10 protein-coding genes are annotated in these 12,512 nt (G+C 70.5%); 4 read left to right on the forward strand and 6 right to left on the reverse strand.

Annotated features, from left to right (window positions below; all coding sequences use genetic code 11):
* Positions 1-25 precede the first annotated feature (25 nt).
* The 3 genes from MQP27_RS03460 to panB form a co-directional block, all read right to left on the reverse strand.
* Positions 26-841, reverse strand: coding sequence for an ABC transporter permease (locus tag MQP27_RS03460; protein WP_242760733.1), 816 nt, complete (start codon positions 839-841; stop codon positions 26-28).
* Positions 838-1,866 carry an ATP-binding cassette domain-containing protein gene (locus MQP27_RS03465; RefSeq protein WP_242760734.1) on the reverse strand — a complete coding sequence of 343 codons (1,029 nt, stop codon included), beginning with the start codon at positions 1,864-1,866 and terminating at the stop codon, positions 838-840. The genes MQP27_RS03460 and MQP27_RS03465 overlap by 4 nt, the downstream gene beginning before the upstream one ends.
* Before the next feature lie 139 nt (positions 1,867-2,005).
* Positions 2,006-2,881 carry a 3-methyl-2-oxobutanoate hydroxymethyltransferase gene (panB, locus tag MQP27_RS03470; RefSeq protein ID WP_242760735.1) on the reverse strand — a complete coding sequence of 292 codons (876 nt, stop codon included), beginning with the start codon at positions 2,879-2,881 and terminating at the stop codon, positions 2,006-2,008.
* A gap of 193 nt (positions 2,882-3,074) precedes the next feature.
* Here panB and MQP27_RS03475 point away from each other — a divergent pair, with 193 nt between their 5' ends.
* The 4 genes from MQP27_RS03475 to MQP27_RS03490 all read left to right on the forward strand — a co-directional run bounded on the left by MQP27_RS03475 (position 3,075) and on the right by MQP27_RS03490 (position 8,079).
* A complete protein-coding gene (locus MQP27_RS03475; protein ID WP_242760736.1) occupies positions 3,075-4,664 on the forward strand; it encodes an MFS transporter in 1,590 nt (529 codons plus the stop codon).
* Positions 4,665-4,708: 44 nt separating this feature from the next.
* Positions 4,709-5,341 carry a TetR/AcrR family transcriptional regulator gene (locus MQP27_RS03480; RefSeq protein WP_242760737.1) on the forward strand — a complete coding sequence of 211 codons (633 nt, stop codon included), beginning with the start codon at positions 4,709-4,711 and terminating at the stop codon, positions 5,339-5,341.
* Between the two features lie 360 nt (positions 5,342-5,701).
* Positions 5,702-6,751, forward strand: a complete 1,050-nt coding sequence (locus MQP27_RS03485; RefSeq protein ID WP_242760738.1) for an endonuclease/exonuclease/phosphatase family protein — start codon at positions 5,702-5,704, stop codon at positions 6,749-6,751.
* 104 nt (positions 6,752-6,855) lie between these two features.
* Positions 6,856-8,079, forward strand: coding sequence for an MFS transporter (locus MQP27_RS03490; RefSeq protein WP_242760739.1), 1,224 nt, complete (start codon positions 6,856-6,858; stop codon positions 8,077-8,079).
* A gap of 125 nt (positions 8,080-8,204) precedes the next feature.
* On the opposite strand, the gene MQP27_RS03495 is transcribed toward MQP27_RS03490, so the two are convergent.
* From MQP27_RS03495 to MQP27_RS03505, 3 genes are all read right to left on the reverse strand, one after another.
* Positions 8,205-10,232 (reverse strand): NAD(+) synthase, encoded by a 2,028-nt coding sequence (locus MQP27_RS03495; RefSeq protein ID WP_242760740.1) that lies wholly within the window; start codon positions 10,230-10,232, stop codon positions 8,205-8,207.
* Positions 10,233-10,341: 109 nt separating this feature from the next.
* Positions 10,342-11,976 (reverse strand): multicopper oxidase family protein, encoded by a 1,635-nt coding sequence (locus tag MQP27_RS03500; protein ID WP_242760741.1) that lies wholly within the window; start codon positions 11,974-11,976, stop codon positions 10,342-10,344.
* Positions 11,977-12,106: 130 nt separating this feature from the next.
* Entirely contained in the window at positions 12,107-12,508 is a 402-nt protein-coding gene (locus tag MQP27_RS03505) for a DUF6153 family protein (RefSeq protein ID WP_242760742.1), read from the reverse strand.
* Positions 12,509-12,512: the final 4 nt, after the last annotated feature.

Consider the following 12,512-nt stretch of genomic DNA (forward strand, 5'->3'; position numbering starts at 1 on the left):
GCGCCGACTGCTCGGCCGCCCAACGTCAGCTCTTCGTACGGAACTTGTGGATCGCGTACGGTGCCATCACCGCCGTGAGCCCCACCGTCCAGGCGAGCGTCACCCACAGCCCGTGCGCGACCGGACCGCCGACCATCAGTCCGCGCGCCGCGTCCGCGAGCGAGGACAGCGGGTTGTACTTGGTGAAGTTCTGCAACCAGCCCGGCATCGAGTTCGTCGGTGCGAAGATCGACGAGCCGAACTGCAGTGGCATCAGCACCAGGAAGCCCATCGCCTGCACCGACTGCGCGCTCTTCATGACGACGCCGAGGGTGAGGAACACCCACATCAGCGCCGAGCCGAACAGGGCGGCCAGACCCACGGAGGCGAACAGTCCGGTCCAGTGGGTGATGTCGAAGCCCACGAGCACCGCCACGATCATGAGGATCACGCAGGCGACGAGCATGCGCATCACCTCCACCACGATCTTGGCGAACAGCACCGAGCCGCGCCCGATCGGCAGGGACCGGAAGCGGTCCATGACACCGGAGTTGAAGTCCGTGTTGAAGCCGGTGCCCACCCCCTGGGCCATGTTCATGCCCATCATGGCCAGCAGCCCGGGAATGACGTACTGCACGTACTGCTGCTGGCCGCCGCCCAGCGACTGCCCGATGGAGCCGCCGAAGACGTACACGAACAGCAGGGTGAAGATCACCGGGAACAGCACGGCGTCGAACATCGACTCAGGGTCCTGGCGGATCCAGAGCAGGTTGCGGCGGATCAGGGCGCCGGTGTGGCGCAGGTGGCCGCGCAGCGAGATGCGGGCGTCGGCTACCGGGACGGTGGCGGTGGCGGCGCTCATACGGCGACCTCCTCGCGGGTGTCGGTGGTGGGCACGGTGTCCTGCGGGGCACTGGCGCGGTGGCCGGTGAGGGACAGGAACACCTCGTCCAGGCTGGGCAGTTCGGTGGTGATGGAGCTGATGGTGATCCCGCGCGCGGTGACGGCGCCGACCACGGCGGTCAGCTGCTCGTCGCTGAGGATCGGGACGAGCACGGCACCGCGTTCGGCGTCCACGGTCGTCGTGGCGAGCCCGGTGATGCCGAGTTCGTCGAGGGCGTTCGCCAGCGGCCGCAGCTGCAGCGGATCGGCGGGCCGTACGCGCAGGGTGCGTCCGCCGACCTTGGCCTTCAGCTCGTCGATGGCGCCCCGGGCGATGACCTTGCCGTGGTCCACGACGGTCAGCTCGGAGGCGAGCTGCTCGGCCTCCTCCATGTACTGGGTGGTCAGCAGTACGGTCACGCCGTCGCCGACCATGGCCTTGACCTCGTCCCACACCTCGTTGCGGGTGCGCGGGTCGAGACCGGTGGTCGGCTCGTCGAGGAAGAGCACCTCGGGGCGGCCGATCATCGAGGCGGCGAGGTCGAGCCGGCGCCGCATACCGCCGGAGTAGGTGCTCACGGGCCGCTTGGCGGCCTCCGTCAGCGAGAACCGCTCGAGCAGCTCGTCGGCCCGGGCCCGCGCCTCCTTGCGCGGCAGGTCGAGCAGCCGCCCGATCATGTACAGGTTCTCCCAGCCGGGCAGCTTCTCGTCGACCGAGGCGTACTGCCCGGTCAGGCCGATGACCTTGCGCAGCTGCCGGGGCTGGTGCAGCACGTCGTAACCGGCGACCGTCGCCTCGCCGGAGTCCGGCTTCAGCAGGGTGGACAGGATCCGTACGAGGGTGGTCTTGCCGGCCCCGTTCGGCCCGAGCACACCCATCACGGTGCCCTCGCGCACGTCCAGGTCGACGCCGTCCAGCGCCTTGGTCTCGCCGTAGTGCTTGACCATCCCCCGTACGGTGACGGCGTTCCCGCCGCCGCTGGAGTTCTTGTCGATTCGCGTCATGGAAAGGACGGTGCCAGCCGCCACCGACAAACCACCGACAGATGACCGACAGACAGATGTCGGCGCCTACAGCACACCGACAAAGCAGCAGCCCGCCGACGGGGGAAGATCGGCGGGCTGCCTCTGTGCCGCTGTGGCTCTAGTGGACGGAGTGCTCGTCCAGCGGGAAGTTCCCGCCGACGACGTCCTCCGCGAACTCCTTCACCGCGTTCCCCATGACCTCACGGAGATTCGCGTACTTCTTGACGAACTTCGGCACCCGGCCCGAGGTCAGCCCGAGCATGTCGGTCCACACCAGCACCTGCGCGTCCGTCTCCGGACCCGCGCCGATCCCGACCGTCGGGATGTGCAGCACCCGCGTCACCTCGGCCGCCAGCTCCGCCGGCACCAGCTCCAGGACCACCGCGAACGCGCCCGCGTCCTGCACGGCCTTCGCGTCCCGCAACAGCTGCTGCGCCGCCTCCTCGCCGCGGCCCTGGACGCGATAGCCCATGGCGTTGACGGACTGCGGGGTCAGCCCGATGTGGGCCATGACCGGGATGCCGGACTCCACCAGGAGCCGGATCTGCTCGTGCGAGCGCTCGCCGCCCTCCAGCTTCACGGCACCGACCCCGGCCTCCTTCACCAGCCGGGTCGCCGAGCGCAGCGCCTGCACCGGGCCCTCCTGGTAGGAGCCGAAGGGGAGGTCGCCGACGATCAGGGCGCGCTGGGTGCCGCGCACGACCGCGGCCGACAGCATGGTCATCTCGTCGAGGGTGACGGGTACGGTCGTCTCGTACCCGAGGTGGCAGTTGCCCGCCGAGTCGCCGACGAGGATCACCGGGATGCCGGCCTCGTCGAAGACGGACGCGGTCATCGCGTCGTAGGCGGTGAGCATGGGCCACTTCTCGCCGCGTTCCTTGGCGAGGGCGATGTCGCGAACGGTGATACGGCGTGTGCCCTTGCCCCCGTACAGCGCCTTGCTGCCGTCGGAGGGGCTGCTGTTCACAGTCTGGGCAGCCGAAAGCTGCGTCATTGCAACGGCTCCTTCAGTCATCTCGAGGCACCCTGACGGTGTCCCCGGATCACACCCATGGTGGCACCTCGTGCCAGCGGGAGCCAAGGGGACCTGCGTCACGTAAGGGCTCGCGCAAGAGCTTGCGTAAGGGCTCGGTAAAACATTTACGATACGGCACCGTCTCGTATCGGAATTGCCTAGTCTGGACCGCATGACCACTCCACCCCTCTCCGCTCCCCGGATACCGGAAGCGGTGCACCGGCGCCGCTGGGCGATCCTCGGCGTGCTGATGCTGAGCCTGCTGATCGTGGTGCTCGACAACTCGATCCTGAACGTCGCCATCAAGACGATCTCCACCCCCGCCCCGACCGGCCTGGGCGCCACGCAGAGCGAGCTGGAGTGGGCGATCAACGCCTACACCCTCGTCTTCGCCGGCCTGCTGTTCACCGCCGGGCTCATCGGCGACCGGGTGGGCCGCAAGAAGGTGCTCCTGGGCGGTCTCGTCGTGTTCGGCATCGGCTCCGCGCTCGCCGCCGAGTCCGGCTCGCCGGGCCAGCTCATCGCCTACCGCGCGCTGATGGCCCTCGGTGCCGCCTTTGTCATGCCGGCCACCCTCGCCGTCCTCATGAACGTCTTCGAGCGCGAGGAGCAGCCCAAGGCCATCGGCATCTGGGCCGGCGGCGTCGGCCTCGCCATCGCCATCGGCCCGATCACCGGCGGTGTGCTCCTCGACCACTTCTGGTGGGGCTCGGTCTTCCTGATCAACGTGCCGATCGTGCTGGTCGCGCTCGCCCTGATGATCTGGCTGGTGCCCGACTCCCGCGACCCGAAGCCCGGCCGCGTCGACCCGATCGGCGTGGTGCTGTCCGTCGTCGGCCTGGTCCTGCTGGTGTACGGCATCATCAAGGGCGGCGAGCTCGCCGACTTCACGGACGTCCAGGTGCTGTCGACGATCGGCGCCGGTCTCGTCGTCCTCGCGGGGTTCGTCGTCTTCGAGAAGCGCAGCGACCACCCCTCGCTCGACGTCACCTACTTCAAGAACAAGGTGTTCTCGGCCGCCATGGCCGCCATCGCGCTGGTCTTCTTCGCGCTGATGGGCGTCACCTTCTTCGCCGTCTTCTACACCCAGAGCGTGCGCGGCTACTCGCCGTTGCAGTCCGGTCTGCTGATGCTGCCGCTGGCCGCCGCGCAGATGATCTTCGCGCCGCGCGCCCGGCTGCTCGTCGACCGGTTCGGCAACAAGGTCACCACCGGCGTCGGCCTGGTGCTGCTCGCGGGCATGCTGGCCGCCTTCGCGGGCTTCGAGGCGGATACCCCGATCTGGGTCCTGGAGGTCGTGTTCTTCCTCATGGGCACCGGCATGGCGCACGTCATGACCCCGACCAGCGTGGTCATCATGCAGGCCCTGCCGCGCGAGAAGGCCGGCTCCGCGTCCGCGCTCAGCAACACCTTCCGCCAGGTCGGCGGCGCGCTCGGCATCGCCGTACTGGGCTCGGTCCTGTCCACGGCCTACCGCAACGGCATCGAGGGCAAGCTCGGCCTTGTGCCGGCCGGGCTGCGCGAGACCGCGGGCGAGTCCATCGAGGCCACGCTCGGCGTCGCCGCCAAGCTCGGCCCGCAGGGCAGGGCGCTGGTCGCCCCGGCCAACGACGCCTTCCTGCACGCCATGCACGTCACCGCCCTGTGCGGGGCGGGCGTCGCGATCGTCGGTGCGGTCGTGGCCTTCCTGTTCCTGCCCGGGAAGCCGTCGGCGGGTCAGCGGGGCGAGCAGGAGCAGGAGTTGGTCGCCGCGGCCGAGTGACGCCGTAGGAGAATTCCGGCAGCAGAGCGAAGGGACGGAGCGAAGTGAGCCTCGCCGACGACCGAACCGCCGCGGAGCCCAGCCCGGTCAGGGGGCGCCCCCGCAGCGAGGCGGTGGAACGCGCCATCGTGGAGGGCGTGATGAAGCTCCTGGAGGACGGCGTACCGCTCGCCGAACTCTCCATCGAGCGCATCGCCCGCACCGCGGGCGTCGGCAAGGCCACCATCTACCGCCGCTGGAGCGGCAAGGAGGAGCTCTTCGTCGACGTCGTGTGCGCCGCCGAGCCGCCGGGCCCGGTCCTGCCCGGCACCTCCATGCGCGACGACCTGGTGGCACTGCTGGAGCAGTTGCGCCAACGCGGCGTGCTGACCCGGACGTCGGCGGTGCTGCACAACGTCTTCGCCCAGATGAAGACCAGCCCGAAGATCTGGGCGGCGTACCACACGAACGTCATCGAACCGCGGCGCAGGCTGGGCGTGGAGATCCTGCGCCGCGGACAGGCGAACGGCGAACTGCGGGCCGACCTGGACGTGACGCTGGTCAACGACATGTTCGTGGGCCCGATGCTGCTGCGCACCACCCTGCGCCGGGACGCCGACCTGACCGAGGGCCTGTCCGAACAGATCGTCGACACACTCCTCGAAGGACTACGCCCCGTCAGTTCGCCGTCCGCGTAGCAGGGATGTGCACGTTTCGTCACAGACCCCGCTTACCACCCGCCATCCGGAACTCCCCACCCCACCTCCCACGTCCCACTGCCCGTACGGCCGTCGTGGGACGGCAGGAACCGAGCCGATCATCCCCTAGGGTCTAGGGGGTGCCGGACCATTCCCGTCTGCCCGGCGGCGTCTGGCACGCACGCTCGCGGCGTTGCCGAACCGCCCACGTGGCTCCGCCACGAGGGCGCTCCGGCGCCTTGCGATCGCACGCACCAGACGCCGCCGGGCCCGCCCTCCGGGCGGACGACGGGAATGGTCCGCCACCCCCCTGTGTCGGGGGACGGACGGTATGCATGGCAGGCAGTGAGGCGACGCGGTATGGCGCAGCAGGCGTATGTGACGGAGACGGACAACGGAGGCTCGGGTCCCGAGCGCCGGGGAGACCGGTTCCGGCGCCTGTTCAACCGCTTTCTGTCCGGCTGGCGGGGTGACCGCAGAATCTGGCGGCGCGGCATCGTCGTAGCCGCCGTCGCCGTGCTGCTGGCCCTGGTGATGGTGCTGCACGCGCGGATCCCGAACCGGGTCGGCAACCTGGGCAGCCTCACCGAGACCTTCCTGCCCTGGCTGGGGCTGCTGATCCCGCTGCTGCTCGTCCTGGCGCTGGTGCGCAGGTCGGCCACCGCGCTGATCGCCGTGCTGATCCCGTCGTTCGTGTGGCTGAACCTCTTCGGCGGGCTGCTCACCGACAAGACCGGCACCGGCGGCGACCTGACCGTCGCCACCCACAACGTCAACGCCGACAACACCGACCCGTCCGGCACCGCCCGCGACGTGGCCGCCTCCGGCGCCGACGTGCTGGCCCTGGAGGAGCTGACCGCCACGGCGGTGCCGGTGTACGAGAAGGCGCTGGCGTCGACGTACAAGTACCACTCGGTGCAGGGCACGGTCGGCCTGTGGAGCAAGTACCCGATGAGCGACGTCAGGGCCGTCGACATCAAGCTCGGCTGGACCCGCGCGATGCGCGCCACGGTGACCACGCCGGAGGGCCGGGTCGCCTTCTACGTCGCCCACCTCCCGTCGGTCCGCGTCAAGCTGGAGGCCGGCTTCACCGCCCGCCAGCGCGACAAGAGCGCCGACGCGCTGGGCGAGGCCATCGCCGACGAGCCGCTGAAGCGCAAGGTGCTGCTCGGCGACCTGAACGGCACGATGAACGACCGCTCCCTGAACGGCGTCACCTCCCAGATGCGCTCCACCCAGGGCGCGGCGGGCGACGGCTTCGGGTTCAGCTGGCCGGCCTCGTTCCCGATGGCCCGCATCGACCAGATCATGGTCCAGGGCATCGAGCCGGTGAGTTCCTGGACGCTGCCCGCGACCGGCAGCGACCACCTCCCGGTGGCGGCCCGTGTGAACCTCGACACCACGTCGTAACCTCCAGGAATACTGGGCCTGAGAGGCTTTGTTCCGTAGCTGAACTTAAACTGCGCAACACAAGCACCTCTGCACTCTGCACTCCGAAAGGAACAGGCCCCTCCATGCCCCTGGCCCTGCTCGCCCTGGCCGTCGGCGCTTTTGGTATCGGCACCACCGAATTCGTGATGATGGGCCTGCTGCCCGACGTCGCGACCGACCTGCACGTCTCCATCCCCACCGCGGGCCACCTGGTCTCGGCGTACGCGCTCGGCGTCGTCATCGGCGCCCCGCTGCTCGCCGCCCTCACCGCGCGGATGTCCCGCCGCACGGTCCTGATCGGCCTGATGACCCTGTTCGTCGTGGGCAACGCGCTCTCCGCGTTCGCCCCGGGCTACGACTCCCTGCTCGCCGCCCGCTTCCTGAGCGGCCTGCCGCACGGGGCGTTCTTCGGCGTGGGCGCGGTCGTCGCCACCAACATGGTCGCGCCGGAGCGCAGGGCCCGTTCGGTCTCGCTGATGTTCATGGGCCTGACGGTCGCCAACATCGCGGGCGTGCCGGCGGCCACGCTCACCGGGCAGCACCTGGGCTGGCGGGCGACGTTCCTGGGCGTCAGCGTGATCGGCCTGGCGGCGATCGCGTCGCTGGCGCTGCTGATCCCGCGCGACCACACGCACGCCGCCCCGGCGGCGGGCCTGCGCGGCGAACTGGCGGCGCTGCGGTCGGTGCCGGTCTGGCTGGCCCTCGGCACGACGGTCGCGGGCTTCGGCGCCCTCTTCGCCGCGTACAGCTACATCACGCCGATGCTGACGGACGCGGCCGGATACGCCGAGGGCAGCGTCACCCTGCTGCTCGCCCTGTTCGGGGTCGGCGCGACGATAGGCAACCTGCTGGGCGGGCGCCTCGCGGACCGCTCGATGCGGGGCACGCTGTTCGGCGGCCTGCTCTCGCTCGCCGTGGTCCTGGCCCTGTTCCCGGTCCTGATGGGGACGGAGTGGAGCGGCGCGCTCGCGGTGGTGCTGCTCGGCACCGCGGCGTTCGTGACCAGCTCCCCGCTCCTGATGATGGTGATGGAGAAGGCGTCCTCGGCCCCGTCCCTGGCCTCCTCCGCCAACCAGGCCGCGTTCAACCTCGCGAACGCGGGCGGCGCGTGGATCGGCGGCCTGGCGCTGGCGGCGGGCTTCGGTACGACCTCTCCCGCGGTGGCGGGGGCGCTGCTGGCCGTACTGGGGCTGGGAGTCGCCGCCGTGGCCTGGGCGGTGGACCAGCGGCGGGGGCTTGTCGGGAGCGGCCGCGAACGCCTGGTCGCGGCGCACATGCCCCGACGGGCGGAGACGGTACGGCGCTGACGCCCGGGCCGATGGGGCTGTTCGGCTGGGTGGGAGTGCGCGCGACCCTGGGGGCTGCGCCCCCAGACCCCCCATCGGCCTGAACGGCCTCGTCCTCAAACGCCGGACGGGCTAGATTCCGCGCGTCAGCCGATCCGCTCAAGGTCCCGCAGCCACGCCCGGGCCGAACTGTCCGAAGGCGCCCGCCAGTCGCCCCTGGGCGACAGTGAACCTCCGGCCGACACCTTCGGGCCGTTCGGCATCGCCGAGCGCTTGAACTGGGCGAATCCGAAGAAGCGGCGGCAGAAGACCTCCAGCCAGCGTCGGATCTCCGGCAGCTCGTACGCCATCCGCTTGGTCTCCGGGAAGCCGGGAGGCCATGCGCCGGCTTCCTCGTCGTGCCAGGCGTGCCAGGCCAGGAAGGCGATCTTCGACGGCCGGAAGCCGTAGCGCAGCACATGGAAGAGCGTGAAGTCGTGCAGCGCGTACGGGCCGATCTTCGACTCCGTCGACTGCATCTCCTCACCCGGCACCAGCTCCGGACTGATCTCGGTGTCGAGGATCGCGGCAAGGATCTTGCCGGTCTCCTCGTCGAACTGCCCGCTGCTGATGACCCACCGGATCAGGTGCTGGATCAGCGTCTTCGGCACGCCCGAGTTGACGTTGTAGTGGCTCATCTGGTCGCCCACGCCGTACGTGGACCAGCCGAGCGCCAACTCGGAGAGGTCACCGGTGCCGAGCACGATGCCGCCGCGCTGGTTGGCGAGCCGGAACAGGTAGTCGGTGCGCAGGCCCGCCTGGACGTTCTCGAAGGTGACGTCGTACACCGGCTCGCCGGACGCGAACGGGTGGCCCATCTCCGACAGCATCAGCCGCGCGGTCGGCGTGATGTCCAGCTCGGCCGCGGTGACGCCGAGCGAGCGCATCAGCGCGTGCGCGTTCTCCTTGGTGTGCTCGCTGGTGGCGAAGCCGGGCAGCGTCCAGGCCAGGATGTCGCTGCGCGGCCGGCCCGCCCGGTCCATCGCCCGCGCGGCGACGATCAGCGCGTGCGTGGAGTCCAGCCCGCCGGACACCCCGATGACGACCTTCGGGCCACCGATCGCCGCGAGCCGCTGCTGCAGGCCCTCGACCTGGATGTTGTACGCCTCGTAGCAGTCCAGGGCGAGCCGGTCGGCGTCGGCCGGCACGAACGGGAAGCGCTCCAGCCGGCGCTTGAGGCCCAGGTCGGTGAGCGGCGGATCCAACTCGAAGCCGACGGTACGGAAGTCACCGGTGCGCGCCGCGTGCGTACGGCGGTTCTCGTCGAACGTGCCCATCCGCGCCCGCTCCTGCCGCAGCAGGTCCAGGTCCACGTCGGCCACCGCGTACTCGTCGCCGAGCGGGAAGCGCTCGGTCTCGGCCAGCAGCACGCCGTTCTCGTAGATCATGGTCTGTCCGTCCCAGGACAGGTCGGTCGTCGACTCGCCCAGACCGGCCGCCGCGTAGACGTACGCGGCAAGACAGCGCGAGGACGCCGAACGGCACAGCAGCTTGCGGTCCTCGGCCCGGCCGACCGTGATCGGACTGCCCGAGAGGTTCACGAGGACGGTCGCTCCGGCGAGGGCCGCCTCCGCGCTGGGCGGCACCGGCACCCACATGTCCTCGCAGATCTCCGCGAACAGCACCAGCCCCGGCACGTCCTCCGCCTCGAACAGCAGATCCACGCCGAACGGCACCGACTCGCCGCCGACCCGGATCGACCCGCCGCGCTCGTCGGCACCGTCCGCGATCTGCCGGCGCTCGTAGAACTCGCGGTAGTTCGGTGGGTACGACTTCGGCACGACACCGAGGATCCGGCCGCGGTGCACGATCACCGCGCAGTTGTAGATCCGGTTGCGGTGCCGCAGCGGGGCGCCGACGACCAGTACCGGCAGCAGCTCCGCCGACCCGGCCACCACCTCGCCGAGCGCCGCCTCGACCTGGTCGAGCACCGCGTCCTGGAGCAGCAGGTCCTCGATCGAGTAGCCGCACAGCCCCATCTCCGGGAAGACGGCGACGGCGACACCCTCCTCGGCGCACCGGCGCGCATGGCGCAGGACCGCCTCGGCGTTGGCGTGCGGGTCGGCGATGACGGTGTGGCCCGTGCACGCGGCGACGCGTGCGAAGCCGTGCTGATAGATCGACCAGAAGTTCAACGGTGCTTCCTCGCAAGAAGGGGTCCGGTACTGCCGAGTCTAATCGTCAGAGCGACGCGATGGGGTGGTGCGGGGTGTGGGTCGCCCCACGCCCCGCCCCTTCGCGCCCTCAGTTCCGGTACCCCAGCACGGTCATCATTCCCGCCTCCGCGTGGTAGACGTTGTGGCAGTGGACCATCCACAGCCCCGGGTTGTCGGCCTCGAAGTCCACCGTGAGCGTGCCGTTCGGCAGCACCGCCGCCGTGTCCTTGCGGGGGCCGTCCATCGCGTTGGCCAGTGCGAAGGTGTGGCCGTGGAGGTGGAGCGGGTGCCACATGGTCGTCGAGTTCTCGAACTCCAGCCGGACCCGCTCACCGGCCCGCACGGCGTGTCGCTGCGTGGCGGAGTACGGCTTTTTGTCGAACGCCCAGTCGTAGTGCATCATCCCGCCGGTCAGCTGGAGCCTGATCGTCCGGTCCGGTTCCCTGCGGGGAAGAGCCACGGACTCGTCGGCCTTGAGCTTGTCCGCGGTCAGGACTCGGCCGTCGAGTTCCTTCGGGCGGACGGAGGCGGCCGGTGCCGTGCCGCCGCCGGTGCGCAGGACGGCCATCGTCGACGCCTTCTTGCCCTCGGCCAGCGCGGTCAGCGGGAAGACGCCGTCGCCGGCCGTCACCAGCACGTCGTAGCGCTCGCCCATGCCGATGAGCAGCGCGTCCGTGCGCGCGTGCCGGACCGGGAAGCCGTCGGTGTGGGTCACCGTCATCTCGTGGCCGCCGAGGGCGACCCGGAAGGCGGTGTCCCCGCCCGCGTTGACCAACCGGATCCGGATGCGGTCCCCGGGGCGGGCCCGGAAACCCGAAGGCGCCTTCGCCGTACGCCCGTTGACCAGGTAGTACGGATACGCCACATCACCCGCGTCCCCGCCCAGCAGCTCGCTCTCGGCGCCCATCAGCATGCGGGAGGGGCCGGCGGGGGAGGAGGCCGACGGGGACTGCTGCCCGCTCATCGACATGTTGGACATGTCGTGGCCGGAGCCGTCGGAGCCGTCGGAATCGCCGGAGCCGTCGCCCATGTCCATGCCGCCGCCCATGCCGCCGCCCATGCCTCCCCGCAACTCCGCCAGCACCGCGTCCGGAGTCGAACCGTCCACGCCGTCCACCCAGTCGTCCAGCACGACCACCCACTCCTTGTCGTAGGCGAGGGGTTCCTTGGGGTCCTCGACGATCAGTGGTGCGTACAGTCCGCGGTCCTGCTGGACGCCGGAGTGGGGATGGAACCAGTACGTGCCCGGGTGCGGGACCGTGAAGCGGTACGTGAACTCGGCGCCCTGCCCGATGGCGCGCTGGGTGAGGCCGGGGACGCCGTCCATGTCGTTGCGCAGGGCGAGGCCGTGCCAGTGCAGGGACGTGGTGGCCGGGAGGTGGTTGGCCAGGGTGAGGGCGAGCGTGTCGCCGGCGGTGACGCGGATCTCCTTGCCGGGGAGCTCGCCGCCGTACGCCCAGGACCTGACCGTACGACCGCCGAGGTCCAGCCCGGTCTCGGCGGCGGTGAGGCGGACCTTGCGGACGGTGCCGCTGCCGGCGGCGGCGCGCTTCCTCTCGGCGGCGGCGACCTGCTCGCCGGCCGGGTCGACGTAACCCTTGGGGACGGCCGCCGTGGAACCGTCGTGTCCGGATTGGCCCGAGCCCGAGCAGGCGGCCAGGATTCCCGTCCCGGCGACGGCGATGGATGCGCCGAGCACAGAGCGGCGCGTGTGAGTACGCATGTCTTGCTGACACCTCGTCATGAGTGGTGCTGGTGAATGGCCTGGACGCATCTGCTGCTTCTGGTACACCGCTCGGCGCGCGGAGGTTCCCACTCGGTCGAGGGCAGGCGGAAGCAGCCGGTGCGCAGGCCTAGATGCGCAGCACCGACAGACGGGATAGGAGGTGCCCGGGAGGGGGCGGATGGGGCCACAGGTCCTGGAGGAGGCGGGAGGGCCGGGGCGGTACGAGGCGGGTCCGCCCGGTGCCGCCGTACGCGGCCGTCAGCAGCAGGAGCAGCGTGAAGGTGCCCAGTACCGCAAGGCACACCGAGGCGGGATCCATGCCGCTCATCGACGGCATCGCGGTCGCGGCACCCACCGATTCGTGCGGCTGGGCCACCGCGACCTCGTGGCTCAGGTGCACGCCGACCGGCGAGACGGAGCCCGAGCCCTGTTCCGAGGGATGGCCCAGGGTGTGCATGGTCAGGACGCCGAGGAGCAGGACGGCGAACAGCAGCAGCCGTCCGTACGTATCTCTCCTCGGGCCTGCCATGTCC

The organism is Streptomyces cylindrosporus (assembly GCF_022698165.1).
Classification (GTDB): domain Bacteria; phylum Actinomycetota; class Actinomycetes; order Streptomycetales; family Streptomycetaceae; genus Streptomyces; species Streptomyces cylindrosporus.